Origin of the sequence: Burkholderia cepacia GG4 (assembly GCF_000292915.1) — a bacterium.
Taxonomy (GTDB): Bacteria; Pseudomonadota; Gammaproteobacteria; order Burkholderiales; family Burkholderiaceae; genus Burkholderia; species Burkholderia cepacia_D.
Genome location: NC_018513.1, coordinates 1666381 through 1683965 on the forward strand (window position 1 = coordinate 1666381; position 17585 = coordinate 1683965).

A 17585-nucleotide genomic window follows, 5' to 3' on the forward strand; every position below is an offset into this window, starting at 1 on the left:
GTGCGAACCGGCGCGCGAACGGGTTGTCAGTGCGTCACGCTTCCGTCGGCCACGCGTACGGCAGCGCGTCGAACGCGAGCGCCGGACCATCGGCCGAACCGAGGTGCACCGTGCCGCTGTCGAGCGCGGCCAGCTTGATCTCGACGAGCGCGTCGACGCCGCCCGCGGGCGCGGCTGCCGCGTTGACGATCATGCCGCACGGCTGGCCCGGGTCGTCGCTGTGGAACAGCTCGACGCCGGCATGCACGGTGTCGGTCTCGCCGGCGACGTGCGCGAGCGCGGTGCGGCGCTTGATCGTCCCGCGATACTGGCTGCGCGCGACGATTTCCTGGCCCGGGTAGCACCCCTTCCTGAAGTTAACGGCGCCGATCACGTCGAAGTTGACCATCTGCGGCACGAACTGTTCGACGGCCGGCTGCGTGATGCGCGGCTCGCCCGCGCGAACGTCGAGCCAGTCCCAAACGGCCGGCGACACGACCGGCAGCGCGCCGGCGAGCGCGGCGAGACGCGCGTCGACTTCCGCGCGCGGGCCGATCCACAGGTAGCGCTTGCGGCCGGCCGCGTCCGGCACGCGGATCAGCGTCCCGGCCGGGCCGTCGACCTTTACGTGCACGCCGTCCGGCAGTGCGTCGAAGATACCCGACAGCGCGTCGCGCACGTCGCCCGCGAAGCCGACGACCGCGAGCGCGTCGCTCGCGTCCGTGAGCTTGGCCTTCGAGCGCAGCACGAACATCGACAGCCGTTTCTGCACGGCGGCCTGCACGTCCTTCGAGACCAGCAGGCGCACGCCGTGACCGGCGCGCCACGCGAGGAACGATGCAAGCAGGCGGCCCTTCGGCGAGCAATAGCCGGACAGGCGCGCGCTGGCGGCATCGAGATGCTCGATGTCGTTGGTGAGCTGGCTGTGCAGGAACGTCGCGGCGTCGTCGCCGGCCACGTCGATCACGCCGAATTGTTCAAGCGGCATGCAGGCGCCCGGCGCATCGAAATCGGCGGCGGACGGGCGGGGGAACACGGGGAGCGAGGCGGATGCGGCCTGGGCAGCCGGTGATGCGAACGGTGTGCTCATGGAATGAGGGAACAGTCAACCCTGACTTTGACGAAGGCGAGCAAGTATTATATGGGTCTTACCTGAGTCTCGTTTCCATGTCCCTACTGAAGAAATGCGCCGCGACGGTCGTGGCGCTGGCCGTCGTTGTGGCCGCTGCCGGCGCGGGTGGCGGGTATTACTGGGCGACCCGGCCGCTGCTGCTGGGCGCCGCGTCGCTCGACGTCACGATCAAGCCGCGCAGCAGCGTGAAGAGCGTCGCGCTGCAGCTCAAGCGCGCGGGCGTGCCGGTCGAGCCGCTCGGCTTCGTCGCGATGACGCGCCTGCTCGGGCTGTCGAGCCGGCTCAAGTCCGGCAACTACGAATTCAAGACCGGCATCACGCCGTACGACGTGCTGCAGAAGATCGCGCGCGGCGACGTGAACGAGTTCGTCGCAACGGTGATCGAGGGCTGGACCTTCAAGCGGATGCGCGCGGAACTCGACGGCAATCCCGATCTCGGGCACGCGACGGCCGGCATGAGCGACGCCGAGCTGCTGCGCGCGATCGGCGCACCGGACAGCGCGATCCTGCGGGGCAGCGGCGAGGGGCTGTTCTTCCCCGACACCTACCTGTTCGACAAGGGCACGAGCGATCTGAACATCTACCGGCGCGCCTATCACCTGATGGAGACGCGCCTCGACGAGGCATGGGCCGCGCGCGCGCCGGGGCTGCCGTACAAGTCGCCTTACGAAGCGCTGACGATCGCGTCGATCGTCGAAAAGGAAACGGGCCACGCGGCCGATCGCGCGTTCGTCGCGGCCGTGTTCGCGAACCGGCTGCGCATCGGGATGCCGCTGCAAACCGATCCGTCGGTGATCTACGGCCTCGGCGACGCGTACGACGGCCGCCTGCGCAAGCGCGACCTGCAGGCGGACACTCCCTACAATACCTATACGCGCCGCGGGCTGCCGCCGACGCCGATCGCCCTGCCGGGCGTCGCCTCGCTGCAGGCGGCGATCAATCCGGCCCAGACGAGCGCGCTCTATTTCGTCGCGAAGGGCGACGGCACGAGCGTGTTCTCGGACACGCTCGGCGATCACAACAAGGCCGTGGACAAGTACATACGAGGTCAATAATGGCGAGCGGTAAATTCATCACGTTCGAGGGCATCGACGGGGCGGGCAAGACCACCCACCTGCAATGGTTCTGCGAACGCCTCCAGGCCAAGCTGGCCGCGACCGGCCGGCAGGTCGTCGTCACCCGCGAGCCGGGCGGCACACAGCTCGGCGAGAAGCTGCGCGAGATCCTGCTGAACCAGCCGATGGATCTCGAGACCGAGGCGTTGCTGATGTTCGCCGCGCGCCGCGAGCACCTCGCGCTCGTGATCGAGCCGGCGCTCGTGCGTGGCGACTGGGTCGTGTCCGATCGCTTCACCGACGCGACGTTCGCGTACCAGGGCGGCGGCCGCGGGCTGCCGCGCGACAAGCTCGAGACGCTCGAGCGCTGGGTGCAGGGCGGTTTTCAGCCCGACCTGACGGTGCTGTTCGACGTTGCGCCGCAGGTGGCGAGCGAGCGCCGCGGCGCGGTGCGCATGCCCGACAAGTTCGAAAGCGAGTCGGACGCGTTTTTCTCGCGCACCCGCGGCGAATACCTGAGGCGCGCGGAAGAGGCGCCGCACCGCTTCGCGATCATCGACGCGACGCAGTCGATTCCCGAGATCCGCCAGCAGCTCGAACGCGTGCTCGCCGCGCTGTAACACGCAAGGAACGCACCACATGATCTATCCGTGGCAGACCGACGACTGGAACCGCCTGCAGCAACTGCGTGCGCAGTGGCCCCACGCGCTGCTGCTGCATGGCCAGGCCGGGATCGGCAAGCTGCAGTTCGCGCAGCATCTCGCGCAGGGCTTCCTGTGCGAGGCGCCGCGGCCGAACGGCGAGCCGTGCGGCACCTGCGCGGCCTGTACGTGGTTCGCACAGGGCAACCATCCGGATTACCGGATCGTGCTGCCCGAGGCGCTCGCGGGCGAAGCGCCGGGCGCCGCCGACGACGCGAAGCCGGCCGACGCCGACGAAGGCGGCAAGAAGACGCGCACGCCGAGCAAGGAAATCAAGATCGAGCAGGTGCGCGCGTTGCTGGATTTCTGCGGCGTGGGTTCGCACCGCGGCGGCGCGCGCGTCGTCGTGCTGTATCCGGCCGAGGCGCTGAACGTCGCCGCGTCCAACGCGCTGCTGAAGACCCTGGAGGAGCCGCCGTCCGGCGTCGTGTTCCTGCTGGTGTCGGCGCGCATCGACCGGCTGCTGCCGACCATCATCAGCCGTTGCCGGCAGTGGCCGATGACCGTGCCGGCACCCGAGGCGGCCGAAGCGTGGCTCGCGGCGCAGGGCGTCGACGATGCGCGCGCCTTGCTCGCGGAAGCCGGCGGCGCGCCGCTCGCGGCGCTGGCGCTCGCGAGCGACGAGAACCGCCCGCTGCGCGATTTCACGCTCGGCCAGCTCGCGGCCGGCGCCGCGTGCGATCCGTTCGCGTGCGGCGAGACACTGCAGAAGCTGCCGGTGCCGCTGGTGCTCGGCTGGCTGCAGCGCTGGCTGTACGATTTGCTTGCGCAGCGGATGGCGGGCGCGCCGCGCTACTTCCCGATGCACGCGGCCGCGCTCGCGCGCTGCGCGGACGCGGTCGACGCGAATGCGTTCGCGCGCTTCATGAAGGCCGTGACGCGCCAGCGGACGGTCGAGAACCATCCGCTCAATGCGCGGCTCGTATTCGAGGAGCTGTTTCTCGGCTATCGGGACATGTTCGGGTGAGCGCGGACGGTTGTCGTCGGGTAGGGAACCGATTGCCGGCGAGCGCGTGAGCGCCCGCCTTACGTATTCAGGAAACACGATGTTCGTCGATTCGCATTGCCACATCAATTTCAAGGGTCTCGCCGACCGCCTGCCTGCCGTGCTGGAGAACATGCGCGAGCACGACGTCACGCACGCGCTGTGCGTGTCGGTCGACTTCGAGACGCTGCCCGACGTGCTCGCGATCGCGCAGGCGCACGACAACGTCTACGCGTCGGTCGGCGTGCACCCGGATCACGAGGACGCACGGGAGCCGACGCTCGCGGAACTGGTCGAGCTGGCCGCGCACCCGAAGGTCGTGGCGATCGGCGAGACGGGCCTCGACTACTACCGGCTCGAGGGCCGCTCGATCGCCGACATGGAATGGCAGCGCGAACGCTTTCGGACGCATATTCGCGCGGCGACCGCGACGATGAAGCCGCTGATCATCCATACGCGCTCGTCGTCGGAAGACACGCTGCGGATCATGGCCGAGGAGCGTGCGGACGTGCCGGGCGGCGTGATGCACTGCTTCACCGAGCCGTGGCCCGTCGCCGAGCAGGCGCTCGCGCAGAACTTCCATATTTCGCTGTCGGGCATCGTCACGTTCAAGAACGCGACCGACGTGCAGGACGTCGCGCGGCGCGTGCCGCTCGACCGGCTGCTGATCGAGACCGACTCGCCGTACCTCGCGCCGGTGCCGTATCGCGGCAAGCCGAATGAACCTGCGTACGTCAGCCATGTCGGACGCTTTATCGCATCCGAACGCGGGATCGCCGTCGAGGCGCTCGCCGATGCGACGACACAGAACTTTTTCCGGCTGTTCAAGATCGCCCGCTGATGACGCGCGGCCCAGCCGACAACCCAGGGAAGGAGCCCACAACAATGACGATGCCGACCAAATACCTGCCCAAACGCGCACTCGTGGCCGCCGCGCTGGTCGCGAGCGGGCTGTTTGCCGCCGCCGGCGCGCATGCCGAGTCGCTCGACGCGATCGTGAAGGCGGTCAAGTTCGACGATATCGCCGATATCGGCAAACAGCTGAAGAATGGCCTCGACCCGAACACGCTCGCGCCGAACGGCGATCCGCTGCTCGTGATCGCCGCGCGCGAGAAGTCCGACAAGGTCGCGGCGGCGCTCGCCGCGACGCCGAACGTCGATCTCGAGAAGGAAGACAAGGCCGGCGAGAACGCGCTGATGCTCGCGTCGCTGAACGGCGATGTCGGCCTCGTCAAGCTGCTGATCGACAAGGGCGCGGAAGTCAGCAAGAAGGGCTGGGCACCGCTGCACTACGCGGCGACCAACGGCCAGGACTCGGTCGTCAAGGTCCTCCTCGACCACGACGCGTACATCGACACCGCGTCGCCGAACGGCACGACGCCGCTGATGATGGCCGCGCGCGGCAACCATGCATCGACGGTCAACCTGCTGCTCGACCAGGGCGCCGACCCGCAGGTGAAGAACCAGCTCGGCATCACCGCGCTCGAGTTCGCGAAGCACTACAAGGCACCGGACGCGATCGACATCCTGAGCAAGCGGACGGTGCGTGTCGGCGCATCGGCGCCGGCAGATGCTCAAAAGAGTGCAAAATGACGGTTTTCGGTGCGGTGGCCGGGCGTCCGGCCGCCGCACCGGTCAGCGCAGTGCGCGGCCCGCGGGCCGCATAGACATAAGGAGCACCATGTTGCGGGCTATGTTTTGTGCCGCGGCGTTTGCCGTGCCGTTGTCCGCGGCGGCTTTCACGGGCGCGGATCTCGACCGGCTGTGCGCGAAGACGGACGTCAAGTCGCGGGCGTCGTGCGCGGCCTACATCGAAGGCGCCGCCGATGGCGTCTACAACACCATCGACGCGATCGGCGGCACCACCGGGCCGCGCGTCGGGCAGTATTTCTGCCTGCCGCCGGACATCCGGACGCAACAGATGACCGACGCGGTACGCAAGTACATCGCGGAGAACCCGAAGCTGGCCGACTACAACGCGAGCACCGCGGTGTCGCTCGGTCTCGGCAAGGCGTTTCCGTGCCGGGGCGGCAACTGATTTGACGCCGGGTCCGGGCGTGCGCGTCGCTCGGACGTCGCCGACGCATCCAGGACGAGGCCGCTGCGTCTCATAACCGAAGCATCCCGGGCGCCGATGATTTCAATCGAGGAAGTGCAGCGCATCGCCGATGCGCCGCTGCATACGTGGCTCGGCACGCTGTGCGTGTCGGTCATCGTCATACTCGTCGTCGTGATCGTGCACCGTCTCGGCGCACGCATCGTCAAGCGCGTCGCGCAGCCGTATCCGCTGATGAGCGCGATCCTGCGCTACATCGACAAACCGTCGCTCGTCACGCTCGCGCTGCTCGTGCTCGAATTCCTGTGGATCCAGGCGGACGAGAGCATGTCGTTCGTGAGCGGCATGCGCACCGCGGCCGCGGTCGGCTCCATCGTGTCGTTGACCTGGCTGCTGGTGCGGCTCGCGGCCGGCGTCGGCGACGCGATCATCCGGGCCTATCCGATCGATACGGCCGACAACCTCCACGCGCGGGGCATTCACACGCAGGCCAGGGTGCTCGTGCGGACCGTCATGGTGCTGATCGTGATCATCGGCACGGGTGCCGCGCTGATGACGTTCCCGAACGTGCGGCAGGTCGGCGCGAGCCTGCTGGCGTCGGCCGGCGTCGCGGGCCTCGTCGCCGGTATCGCCGCGCGGCCGGTGCTCGGCAACCTGATCGCCGGGTTGCAGATCGCGCTCACGCAGCCGATCCGGCTCGACGACGTCGTCGTGATCCAGGGCGAGTGGGGCCGCATCGAGGAAATCACCGGTTCGTTCGTGTCGGTGCGGCTGTGGGACCAGCGGCGGCTCGTCGTCCCGCTGCAGTGGATCATCGAAAACCCGTTTACGAACTGGACGCGCAGCAGCTCGGAGATCATCGGCACGGTGTACCTGTCGGTCGACTACCGCACGCCGCTCGCGCCGCTGCGCGAGGAGCTCGCGCGGCTCGTCCACGCGGCGCCCGAGTGGGACGGCCGCGTGCAGGTGCTGCAGGTGACCGACGCGACCGAGCGCACGATGCAGTTGCGCGCGCTCGTCAGCTCGGTCGATTCGTCGGCGTGCTGGGACCTGCGCTGCCGCGTGCGCGAAGGGTTGATCGCGTACCTGCAGGCGCGCTTTCCGCAATGCCTGCCGCGCAGCCGGATGGAGCTGTATCCGGACGAATCCGCGCCGGACGAGCCGAACCTCGAACGGCCGCACGCGCGGCCGCCGGCTGCCAGCACGGCGGCCAACACCGCGGCCGATCCGAAGGCCGCCGAGCGCCGCTGAACGCGCGCCTGTACCCGCCTCCCGCTCCCGTCCATGACCGCGCTGAAGACGCTCGCCATCGCCAATTACCGCTCGCTGCGCGAGCTGATCGTGCCGCTCGCGGCGCTCAACGTCGTCACCGGGCCGAACGGCAGCGGCAAGTCGAGCGTGTACCGCGCGCTGCGACTGCTTGCCGACACCGCGCAGGGCCGCGTGATCCCGTCGCTCGCGCGCGAAGGCGGGTTGCCGTCGACGCTGTGGGCCGGCCCCGAGCGCTTTTCGCGTTCGATGCTGGCCGGCGACACGCCGGTGACGGGCACGGTGCGCAACGGACCGGTGAGCCTGAAGCTCGGCTTCGCGTGCGACGATTTCGGTTATTCGATCGATCTCGGGCTGCCGGTGAAGAACGACGCGTCGATGTTTCGCCTGGATCCCGTCGTGAAGCGCGAATGCATCTGGGGCGGCGTGATGCTGCGCCCGTCGACGCTGCTGGTCGACCGGCAGGGCGCGCAGATTCGCGCGCGCACCGGGTCGGGCGACTGGCAGACGGTGCCGCAGCCGGTCGCGAGCTTCGACAGCATGATGACCGAGTTCGCCGATCCGACCGGCGCGCCGGAAATGATCGCGGTGCGCGAGCGGATCCGGTCGTGGCGCTTCTACGATCATTTCCGGACCGACGCGCAGGCGCCCGCGCGGCAGTCGCACATCGGCACCCACACGCCGGTGCTGGCGGACGACGGCGCCGATCTGGCCGCCGCGCTGCAGACGATCCGCGAGATCGGCGACGCCGCGGCGCTCGATGCGGCGATCGACGATGCGTTTCCCGGCGCGTCGATCGAGATCGACAATCCGGGCGGCCGCGGCCGCTTCGACGTGGTGATGCGTCAGCCGGGGCTGTTGCGGCCGCTCGCGGCGGCCGAGCTGTCGGACGGCACGCTGCGCTACCTGCTGCTGGCGGCCGCGTTGTTGACGCCGCGGCCTCCCGCGCTGATGGTGCTGAACGAACCGGAAACGAGCCTGCACCCCGATCTGCTGCCGGCGCTCGGCCGCCTGATCGCGCAGGCCGCCCAGCGTTCGCAGGTGCTGGTCGTGTCGCATGCGGCGCGGCTCATCGTGACGCTCGAACGCGAGGCCGGCTGCGCGTCGCTGGTGCTCGACAAGCAGCTCGGCGCGACCGTGCTCGTCGATGCGGACACGCGCGACCTGCCGCCGTGGAAGTGGCCGTCGCGCTGAGCGGCGGGACGGCACACGTGCGGCCCGTGGGTGGGGGGCGCGGCGGAAGGTAGCGGCGGTCCGGTTGCACCGATGCGGTGCGAACGCGCCCGCGGCGGAATGTATCCGGTCTGTAACAACGCCCATAAAATGAAAGGACGGCGCTTCCGGGCATCGGGATCGCGAATAATAATGAGATATTGCGCCGGCGCGACGCCGGCCGACCAAGGACACAGGCCGACCGAGGACACAGGAGACGTGGACCATGAGAATTGCCCAGATCGCCCCACTGACCGAATCCGTGCCGCCGAAGCTGTACGGCGGCACGGAGCGCGTCGTGTCCTACATCACCGAGGCACTCGTCGATCTCGGCCATGACGTGACTCTGTTCGCGAGCGGTGATTCGACGACCCGCGCGAAGCTGGAACCCGTATGGCCGCGCGCGCTGCGGCTCGACTCGTCGATCCGGGACCGGGTCGCGCCGCACATGCTGCTGATGGAGACCGTCGCGCGCCGTGCGAAGGACTTCGACGTGCTCCATTTCCACATGGACTACTACTCGTTTTCGGTGTTCAACCGGCAGGACACGCCGTTCGTGACGACGCTGCACGGCCGGCTCGACCTGCCCGAGCAGCAGCCGGTGTTCGACACGTTCAACACCGCGCCGGTGATCTCGATCTCGAATTCGCAGCGCCAGCCGCTGCCGCAGGCGAAATGGCTGACGACCGTGTATCACGGGCTGCCCGAGACGATGTACCTGCCGCAGCCGGTCGAGCCGCGCTATCTCGCGTTCCTCGGCCGCATCTCTCCGGAAAAGCGCGTCGATACGGCGATTCGCATCGCGCGCCAGTGCGGGCTGCCGATCCGGATCGCCGCGAAGATCGACGCGGCCGACCAGGAATACTTCGACCGGGAGATCAAGCCGCTCTTCGCGCTGCCGCACGTCGAATACATCGGTGAGATCGCCGATCACCAGAAGGCCGAATTCCTGTCGGGCGCGCATGCGCTGCTGTTCCCGATCGACTGGCCGGAACCGTTCGGGCTGGTGATGATCGAGGCGATGTCATGCGGCACGCCGGTGATCGCGTTCAATCGCGGCGCGGTGCCGGAAGTGCTGGACGAGGGCGTGTCGGGCTTCATCGTCGAGGACGAGATCAGCGCGGTGGCCGCCGTGAACCGGCTGCACCTGCTGCCGCGCGCACGCGTGCGGCAGCGCTTCGAGGAGCGCTTCACGTCGCGGCGGATGGCGCAGCAGTACGTCGACGTCTACCAGTCGCTGATACGCGCGCAGAAGCGCTCGCGCTTCAAGGTGATCGATTCGACGACCTGATACGCGACGCGCGCGGACAAAAAAACGGCGATGTCCTCGCGGACATCGCCGTTTGCACGTCACCTGCGCGCGATACGCACGGGCGCGCGTATCGCAGCGTCAGATCTTGAGCTTCGTGACCTTCGTGCCGTTGATCGACACGTCGCCCATCAGGCCCGCGTTCGTCAGCACGATGACCTGGACCGGTGCGGTGGCGGTGGTCGTGTCGACCGCGCCGTTCGCGCCCATCTTCACGAGCGCGACCGATGCGCCGGCGCCGGCTGCCCAGCCGTCCGAGCCGCGGAATTCGTCGAGCGCTTCCTGCGTCATGAACAGGAACACGATTGCCTTCGATTGCGCGCCGGCCTGCAGGCCGACCGATAGCGACGACGTGTTGTAGTAGCCGACCGTGCTGCCGCCGACGCGCAGTGCGCCGTTGCCGGACTGGCCGCCGACGATGAAGCCGGCCTGGATCACTTCGGGGAAGACCAGCACGCCGCGCGATTTCGCGACGAGTTCACGCGAACCCTTGACCGTGGAGTACATGCGCGACAGCGTGGCGTCGACGCTCGCGTCGATCGACTGGCGCTTCGACGCGTTGGTCGCGGCGTTGTCCGGCTTGTCCGGGGTGGTGGTACAACCGGTGAGCGCGAGGCTGCCGACGATGAGCGCGGCGGCGGCTTTCAGCACAAGATTCCGTTTTTGCATCGTTCTTCTCCATCGGATGACGTTCGGAGTGAGTCTCGCTCAAGGAGCAGATCACGTCGGCAGTTATATCACAGCGGATTACAGCCTCTTTTCGTCGCGGCTTGAAAAAGCGTCAAATCGTTTGGGGTGTCGCGGCGCGCCAACGGACGGATCGGCGCGCGCACGCCGGCGCGGCGTGCGCGCAGTCGACGGCGGGCGGAAAAGCGGGAAGCCGGCGCGGCGGGCCGCGTCAGTGCGTGACCGGCGGAACGGGGGGCTTGATCGGCGGCCGCCGCAGCGCGCGGCGGATCAGCGCGATCACGACGCCGCACGCGAACAGGAACGCGGCCGGCACGACCCAGTAGCCGACGAATGCGTGCCACAGGTAGCCGGCGAGCGTATTGCGGCGCACCACGTATTCGTCGCGGGCCGCCTGCTGGCGCGGCGCGTTGGCGGCCAGCACGTCGGCCGGGCAGCCGGACGCGCGCGCCGCGTCAGGATCCCCGTGGCACTTCGCGGCGGCGCCGGCCGCCTGCTGCGCGTCGGTGAGCTGCCAGGTGGTCAGCGCAAGCTGCAGATCGGCCTTGTTGTACGCCATTTCCTCGCGGATCTCGCGCACGGCGACGATCGCGACGGGCACGGCCCAGAACACGATCACGATCAGCCAGCGGCGGAACCAGCGGTGTTGTCTCCATGCCATCCAATGCCTCCGTTTGACGCGGCGTACGCGTCTGTCTCGAGGGCGGCCCGATGGCGCTTCTTGTACTTGGATGGGCCGCGTTGCAGCCATCATAGAAGAAATCGCGGCGAATTGCCGCACCATGTGACGGCATTCGCACGATGCGCCCGAAAAGAGGGCGGGGAAGGCGCGGGACGCAGCGCGGCGGCGCGGGCGCGCTCGGCAGGAGCCGGATGGCGCGGCGACCTATCCGGCGGTGTCGCGTGTCGATGCACGTCGATGCGCGTGCAACGAAAACAAAAATGCCGCGCCCGCCGAAGCGGTGCGCGGCATTTGCGCGGGAGCGCCGGAACTCAGGCGGCCGGCTGGCTGCTCAGGCAGCTCTTCATGAACGCCTTGCGGTCGTCGCCCTTCTTGTCGGCGGCCTGGGTGTTGCAGGCCTTCATCTTTTCCTGCTGCGACATCTTCTTCGCGGGCTTGGCCGACAGGCAGTCCTTCATGAACGCCTTGCGTTCGTCGCCCGTCTTGCCAGCGGCCTGGGTGTTGCAGGCCTTCATCTTGTCCTGCTGGCTGTTCGCCGCGAAAGCGGGGGAAGCCAGCACGCCGCCGAGAAGCACTGCGGCTACGAGCGATTGGATTTTCATTTCGACACTCCCATGGGGTGAATTGCGTTTTATATCGACGCCGTCACGAAGCCCGGCGCGACGTGAACAGGGTCGCATCGCGCCACGCGGTCCGATTATGGCAAATCAATGTGAAAACACCAAAACGGCATACCTATAACGCGGCGGACGGCGTGGCCGTTGACGACGCGCGCGCGCCGGCGATCGGGACAAACCATGACGCGGGGCGGCTGGCCCCGGCCGTGCGAGCGGGACCTACCGGATGCCGGCCGCGAGCCATTACAATCGCGGCCATGAATACTCCGAACCCCGCATCCCCTTCGTCCGCGCCGGCGCTGCCGCGCATCGCCGTACTCGCCACCGGCGGCACGATCGCCGGCGCCGCGCCGGACGCGGCCAGCACGGCCGGCTATCAGGCCGGCGCGCTCGGCGTCAATTTCCTGCTCGACGCGGTGCCGGCGCTCGCGTCGGTCGCGCGCATCGATGCCGAGCAGATCGCCAGCATCGACAGCAAGGATCTCGCGCTGCCGCTGTGGAACACGCTCGCCGCGCGCATCGACGCGCTGATGGCCGATCCGGCGATCGACGGCATCGTGATCACCCACGGCACCGACACGCTCGAGGAAACCGCGTACGCGCTGCATCTGGTCGTGACCGGCGACAAGCCGGTGGTGCTGACCGCCGCGATGCGGCCGGCCACCGCGCTGTCGTCCGACGGCCCGCTGAACCTGCTGAACGCGGTGACGGTCGCGGGCCATCCGGCCGCGCGCGGGCAGGGCGTGCTCGTCGCGTTCAACAACCGGATCCATGGCGCGCGCGACGTCGTGAAGTCGAGCACCTACGCGGTCGACGCATTCCAGACGCCGGAGCTGGGCGCACTCGGCTGGGTGCAGGACGGCCGCGTCGAATTCGCGCGCCGCGCGACGCGCTCGCGCGATGCGCAACTGTCGATCGCCGCCGCGTGGCCGCCGGTGGAAGTCGTCGCGAGCTATGCGGGCGTGACGCGCACGGCCGTCGACGCGCTCGTCGCGGCCGGCGTGCGCGGCCTCGTCGTCGCGGGCACCGGCAACGGGTCGATCCATGCCACGCTGCAGGCGGCGCTCGCCGACGCGGTGAGCGCGGGTGTCGCCGTGGTGCGCGCGTCGCGCGTCGGCTCAGGGCACGTGATGCACAACGGCGCCGCGAACGACGATGCGCTCGGTTTCGTGAGCGCCGGGTCGCTGAGCCCGTTCAAGGCGCGCGTGCTGCTGATGCTCGCGCTCGCGAACGGCATTCAGGGGCGCGACGCGCTGCAACGCGCATTCGACACGCTGTGACCGACACCCGCCGAGCGGGCGGCGCGCAGCGCAGATGAAAAAAGGCAGGCCAATGGCCTGCCTTTTTTGCGTCAGTGCTGCGCGAATGCTCAGGACTGCGGCGGAATCACGAGCTTCTGGCCCGGGTAGATCCGGTCCGGGCTCGACAGCATCGGCTTGTTCGCCTCGAAGATCGCCGGGTACTTGTTCGCGTCGCCATACACTTCCTGGGCGATCGCCGACAGCGTGTCGCCCGACTTGACATCGTGGTACTGCACTTCCGGATCGTCCGGCTGCAGATCGTCGTCGTTCACGCCCGCGACGCCTTGCACGTTGCCGGCCGCGACCTTGACCTTCGCCTTCGTGTCGAGATCGGCGACGCTGCCCGACAGCGTGACGGTGCGCGATGCGCCGTCGAACGCGACGGTCAGGTTCGACGTGTCGAGACCTTGCGTGCTGATGTAGTTCTTGATTGCGTCGGCCGCGGTCTGGTTCGCGGCATTCGGATCTTCCGCTGCTTGCGCGTCAGCGTGACCCAGCAGTTTTTCACCCGCCTCTTTGATAAACGAAAGAAGACCCATCGCTGCACTCCCTAGGTGGTTGAAAAGAAGACGCGCCGTGAAGTGGCGAAAAAAACACCGCGCTGAACGCGGCCGCCGAAGGCGGGCGCAAGCGCGGCGGTTTTCTCGAAAGGCGTGGCGAAAGTGTAGGCGTTCATCGCGACGATTGCATGAAAAATCGTACGTGTGAACGTAAAGAAATGTAATACGCGAAATCCGACAGGCGGACACCCAACGACGACGTCTGACCGACCAAGGCTTCCCCGGCGCCGCCGGGTGCCGCTGCGGACCCCACCACGCCGCTCTCAGCCCAGAGCGGCGTTTTTCGCCCCGTCGCGCACGCGTTTCAGCGATGCGCGGCGGGGCGCCCCACCGTGATGCGCGACGGTGTCGCGCAGGTATGCTTCGCGCGTTCGCCGTTGCAGCGAAACGCGCGTCGTGACATCCGCGTTATGCGGCCGGCGTCTGGCCGATTTCGAAGTTCGACATAATCTCGAGCGCACGCACCAGCGCCGAGTGATCCCATGCCTTGCCACCGTGCGAGGCGCACACGCTGAACAGTTGCTGCGCGCTCGCCGTGTGCGGCAGCGCGAGGCCGAGCTTGCGTGCGCCGTCGAGCGCGAGGTTCAGGTCCTTCTGGTGCAGCTCGATGCGGAAGCCCGGATCGAACGTGCGCTTGGTCATGCGCGCGCCGTGCACTTCGAGGATGCGCGATGCGGCGAAGCCGCCCATCAGCGCCTGGCGCACACGCTCCGGATCGGCACCCGAGCGCGCGGCGAACAGCAGTGCTTCGCCGACCGCTTCGATGTTCAGCGCGACGATGATCTGGTTCGCGACCTTGCAGGTCTGGCCCGCGCCGTTGTCGCCGACGAGCGTGATGTTCTTGCCCATCTTCTCGAACAGCGGCTTCGCGCGCTCGAACGCCTGCTCCGGGCCGCCGACCATGATCGTCAGCGTCGCTTCGCGCGCGCCGACTTCGCCGCCGGACACCGGCGCGTCGAGGTAGTCGCAGCCGAGCGCGTTGATCTGCTTCGCGAATTCCTGCGTGTCGAGCGGCGAGATCGAGCTCATGTCGATCACGAGCTTGCCGGCCGTCAGGCCCTTCGCGACGCCGTCGTCGGCGAACAGCACGTTACGCACGTCGGGCGTGTCCGGCACCATCGAGATGATGATGTCCGCGTTCTGCGCGACTTCGGTCGAGTTCGCGACGACCTTCGCGCTGGCGCGCAGGTCGTCCGGGATCGGGAACGCACCGTTCACGACGAGCTGGTGATCGCCCTTGAGCAGGTTGCGCGCCATGTGCGCGCCCATGATGCCGAGGCCGATGAAACCGATGGTTGCCATGTGAAAGTCTCCTTGTAGGGGCGTATGCGGGAAGGGCGGATCTCAGGCGGCGCGACGCGCCGAGCCCGGTGCGCAGCCGGCGACGCTTTGCAGCCAGCCGAGCCCTTCCGTCGTGGTGGTGCGCGGCTTGTATTCGCAGCCGACGTAGCCGGCATAGCCGAGCCGGTCGAGCAGCGCGAACAGGAACGCGTAGTTGATCTCGCCCGTACCCGGCTCGTTGCGGCCCGGGTTGTCCGCGAGCTGGACGTGGCCGATCGACGCGAGGTTGCGTTCGATCGTCGCGGCCAGTTCGCCTTCCATGCGCTGCATGTGATAGATGTCGTACTGCAGGAACAGGTTGTCCGAGCCGACCGCGCGGATCACGTCGAGCCCTTCGGACGAGCGGTTCAGCGCGAAGCCCGGGATGTCGAAGCTGTTGCACGGCTCGACCAGCAGGCGGATGCCTTCGCGCTTCAGCGCGTCGGCGGCGAAGCGCAGGTTGTCGACGATCGTGACGAAGGTCTTGTCGCGCGCGGTGCTCGCCGACGGGATGCCGACCAGGCAGTTCAGTTGCGGCACCTTCAGCGCCTTCGCGTACTCGATCGCACGGCCGACGCCTTCCTGGAACTCGCCGACGCGATCGGGCAGGCACGCGATACCGCGCTCGCCCTGATCCCAGTTGCCGGCCGGCAGGTTGTGCAGCACGAGGCGCAGGCGGTGCGTCTCGAGCCGCTCGGCGAGTTCCTCTTTCGCGTACGGGTACGGGAACAGGAACTCGACGGCGTCGAAGCCCGCGTCCGCGGCCGCCTTGAAGCGGTCGAGGAACGGCACTTCGTTGAACAGCATGGTCAGGTTTGCAGCAAACTTCGGCATGAGCTAAGCCTCTTCGGTCGGTCAGTCAAAAATGTCGTGCGGATCAGTCGAGCATCGAGATCGCGGTCGGTGCGTGCTCGGCCTTCTCGGCGAGTTCTTCGAATTCGTTGATCGCGTCGATTTCGGTGCCCATCGAGATGTTCGTCACGCGCTCGAGGATCACTTCGACGACCACCGGCACGCTGAACTCTTCCGCGAGCGATTGCGCCTGGCGCAGTGCCGGCTCGATCTCTTCCGGCTTGAACACGCGCAGCGCCTTGCAGCCGAGGCCTTCCGCGACCGCCACGTGATCGACGCCATAGCCGTTCAGTTCCGGTGCGTTGACGTTGTCGAACGCGAGCTGCACGCAGTAGTCCATGTCGAACGCACGCTGTGCCTGGCGGATCAGCCCGAGGTACGAGTTGTTCACGACGACGTGCACGTACGGCAGCTTGAATTGCGCGCCGGCGGCCAGTTCCTCGATCATGAACTGGAAGTCGTAGTCGCCGGACAGCGCGACGATCGGGCGGCGCGGGTCGGCCGCACGCACGCCGAGCGCGGCGGGGATCGTCCAGCCGAGCGGGCCGGCCTGGCCGCAGTTGATCCAGTTGCGGGCCTTGAACACGTGCAGGAACTGCGCGGCGGCGATCTGCGACAGGCCGATCGTGCTGACGTAGCACGTATCGCGGCCGAACACCTTGTTCATCTCTTCGTACACGCGCTGCGGCTTGACCGGCACGTTGTCGAAGTGGGTCTTGCGCTGCAGCGTGCGCTTGCGCGCCTGGCACTCGGAGACCCACGCGCTGCGGTCCTTCAGCTTGCCGGCGGCCTTCCATTCCTGCGCGACTGCGACGAACAGCTCGAGTGCGGCTTTCGCGTCGGACACGATGCCGAGATCCGGGCCGAACACGCGGCCGATCTGGGTCGGCTCGATGTCGACGTGCACGAACTTGCGACCCTTCGTATAGACCTCGACGCTACCGGTGTGGCGGTTCGCCCAGCGGTTGCCGATCCCGAGCACGAAGTCGGAGGCGAGCATCGTCGCGTTGCCGTAGCGGTGCGACGTCTGCAGGCCGACCATGCCGGCCATCAGCGGGTGGTCGTCCGGAATCGCGCCCCACGACATCAGCGTCGGGATCACCGGCACGCCGATCGTTTCGGCGAACTGGACGAGCAGGTCTTCGGCCGCTGCGTTGAGCACGCCGCCGCCCGACACGATCAGGGGCTTGTCCGCATCGTTGAGCATCGCGAGCGCCTTCTCGATCTGCGCGCGGGTGGCCGCGGGCTTGTAGACCGGCAGCGGTTCATACGTGTCGATGTCGAATTCGATCTCGGCAAGCTGCACGTCGATCGGCAGGTCGACGAGCACCGGGCCCGGACGGCCCGAGCGCATCAGGTGGAACGCCTGCTGGAACACGCGCGGCACCAGCGCGGGTTCGCGCACGGTGACGGCCCACTTGGTGACGGGCTTCGCGATCGACTCGATGTCGACGGCCTGGAAGTCTTCCTTGTACAGGCGCGCACGCGGTGCCTGGCCCGTGATCGCGAGGATCGGAATCGAGTCGGCCGATGCGGAGTAGAGGCCGGTGATCATGTCGGTGCCGGCGGGGCCCGACGTGCCGATGCACACGCCGATGTTGCCCGGCGCGGCACGCGTGAAGCCTTCGGCCATGTGCGACGCGCCTTCGACGTGGCGGGCCAGCACGTGGCTGATGCCGCCCGACTTGCGCATCGCGGAATAGAACGGGTTGATTGCTGCGCCCGGCACGCCGAACGCGGTCTGGATGCCTTCCTTCTCGAGCACGAGTACGGCTGCGTCGACGGCTCTCATCTTGGCCATGAATGTCTCCTTGAATGTACGGATCTTGCGAATCGGTCTGTTGGGAACACTTTAGGGACGCAGGAAA

19 protein-coding genes are annotated in these 17585 nt (G+C 67.9%); 10 read left to right on the top strand and 9 right to left on the bottom strand.

Features of this window, described 5'->3' with window-relative positions:
- Positions 1-34: 34 nt before the first annotated feature.
- Entirely contained in the window at positions 35-1069 is a 1035-nt protein-coding gene (locus tag GEM_RS07605) for a YgfZ/GcvT domain-containing protein (protein WP_014896832.1), read from the bottom strand.
- Between the two features lie 77 nt (positions 1070-1146).
- Here GEM_RS07605 and mltG point away from each other — a divergent pair, with 77 nt between their 5' ends.
- From mltG to GEM_RS07650, 9 genes are all read left to right on the top strand, one after another.
- Complete coding sequence (mltG, locus tag GEM_RS07610) at positions 1147-2166, top strand: endolytic transglycosylase MltG (protein WP_014896833.1); 1020 nt, start codon at positions 1147-1149, stop codon at positions 2164-2166.
- Positions 2166-2786, top strand: a complete 621-nt coding sequence (gene tmk, locus GEM_RS07615) for a dTMP kinase (RefSeq protein ID WP_014896834.1) — start codon at positions 2166-2168, stop codon at positions 2784-2786. Before mltG ends, tmk begins: the two co-directional genes overlap by 1 nt.
- Before the next feature lie 19 nt (positions 2787-2805).
- Complete coding sequence (locus tag GEM_RS07620) at positions 2806-3834, top strand: DNA polymerase III subunit delta' (RefSeq protein ID WP_014896835.1); 1029 nt, start codon at positions 2806-2808, stop codon at positions 3832-3834.
- 79 nt (positions 3835-3913) lie between these two features.
- On the top strand, positions 3914-4693 hold the full coding sequence (locus GEM_RS07625) for a TatD family hydrolase (RefSeq protein WP_014896836.1): 780 nt from the start codon (positions 3914-3916) through the stop codon (positions 4691-4693).
- Positions 4694-4737: 44 nt separating this feature from the next.
- Positions 4738-5445: an ankyrin repeat domain-containing protein gene (locus tag GEM_RS07630; protein WP_014896837.1), complete on the top strand. Its 708-nt coding sequence runs from the start codon at positions 4738-4740 to the stop codon at positions 5443-5445.
- A gap of 88 nt (positions 5446-5533) precedes the next feature.
- Positions 5534-5890, top strand: coding sequence for a Rap1a/Tai family immunity protein (locus tag GEM_RS07635; protein WP_014896838.1), 357 nt, complete (start codon positions 5534-5536; stop codon positions 5888-5890).
- Positions 5891-5986: 96 nt separating this feature from the next.
- A complete protein-coding gene (locus GEM_RS07640) occupies positions 5987-7159 on the top strand; it encodes a mechanosensitive ion channel family protein (RefSeq protein WP_014896839.1) in 1173 nt (390 codons plus the stop codon).
- Positions 7160-7192: 33 nt separating this feature from the next.
- On the top strand, positions 7193-8371 hold the full coding sequence (locus GEM_RS07645) for an AAA family ATPase (protein WP_014896840.1): 1179 nt from the start codon (positions 7193-7195) through the stop codon (positions 8369-8371).
- 244 nt (positions 8372-8615) lie between these two features.
- Positions 8616-9680 (top strand): glycosyltransferase family 4 protein, encoded by a 1065-nt coding sequence (locus GEM_RS07650; protein ID WP_014896841.1) that lies wholly within the window; start codon positions 8616-8618, stop codon positions 9678-9680.
- Positions 9681-9779: 99 nt separating this feature from the next.
- Here GEM_RS07650 and GEM_RS07655 read toward each other — a convergent pair whose 3' ends face one another.
- From GEM_RS07655 to GEM_RS07665, 3 genes are all read right to left on the bottom strand, one after another.
- Entirely contained in the window at positions 9780-10367 is a 588-nt protein-coding gene (locus GEM_RS07655) for a YSC84-related protein (protein ID WP_014896842.1), read from the bottom strand.
- Positions 10368-10596: 229 nt separating this feature from the next.
- On the bottom strand, positions 10597-11046 hold the full coding sequence (locus GEM_RS07660) for a membrane protein (RefSeq protein ID WP_014896843.1): 450 nt from the start codon (positions 11044-11046) through the stop codon (positions 10597-10599).
- Between the two features lie 332 nt (positions 11047-11378).
- The gene (locus tag GEM_RS07665; RefSeq protein WP_014896844.1) at positions 11379-11669 is read right to left on the bottom strand and encodes a PsiF family protein; all 291 of its coding nucleotides are present in this window, start codon (positions 11667-11669) and stop codon (positions 11379-11381) included.
- 272 nt (positions 11670-11941) lie between these two features.
- Between GEM_RS07665 and GEM_RS07670 the strand changes: the two genes are divergently transcribed.
- Complete coding sequence (locus GEM_RS07670) at positions 11942-12964, top strand: asparaginase (RefSeq protein ID WP_014896845.1); 1023 nt, start codon at positions 11942-11944, stop codon at positions 12962-12964.
- Between the two features lie 89 nt (positions 12965-13053).
- Here GEM_RS07670 and lysM read toward each other — a convergent pair whose 3' ends face one another.
- The 5 genes from lysM to gcl all read right to left on the bottom strand — a co-directional run bounded on the left by lysM (position 13054) and on the right by gcl (position 17518).
- Complete coding sequence (lysM, locus tag GEM_RS07675) at positions 13054-13524, bottom strand: peptidoglycan-binding protein LysM (protein WP_014896846.1); 471 nt, start codon at positions 13522-13524, stop codon at positions 13054-13056.
- Positions 13525-13535: 11 nt separating this feature from the next.
- Positions 13536-13661: a hypothetical protein gene (locus GEM_RS32160; protein WP_272148369.1), complete on the bottom strand. Its 126-nt coding sequence runs from the start codon at positions 13659-13661 to the stop codon at positions 13536-13538.
- A gap of 292 nt (positions 13662-13953) precedes the next feature.
- Positions 13954-14847: a 2-hydroxy-3-oxopropionate reductase gene (locus GEM_RS07680; protein ID WP_014896847.1), complete on the bottom strand. Its 894-nt coding sequence runs from the start codon at positions 14845-14847 to the stop codon at positions 13954-13956.
- A gap of 42 nt (positions 14848-14889) precedes the next feature.
- Positions 14890-15699: a hydroxypyruvate isomerase gene (hyi, locus tag GEM_RS07685; protein WP_011657073.1), complete on the bottom strand. Its 810-nt coding sequence runs from the start codon at positions 15697-15699 to the stop codon at positions 14890-14892.
- Positions 15700-15742: 43 nt separating this feature from the next.
- Positions 15743-17518, bottom strand: a complete 1776-nt coding sequence (gene gcl / locus GEM_RS07690; RefSeq protein WP_014896848.1) for a glyoxylate carboligase — start codon at positions 17516-17518, stop codon at positions 15743-15745.
- Between the last annotated feature and the right edge of the window lie 67 nt (positions 17519-17585).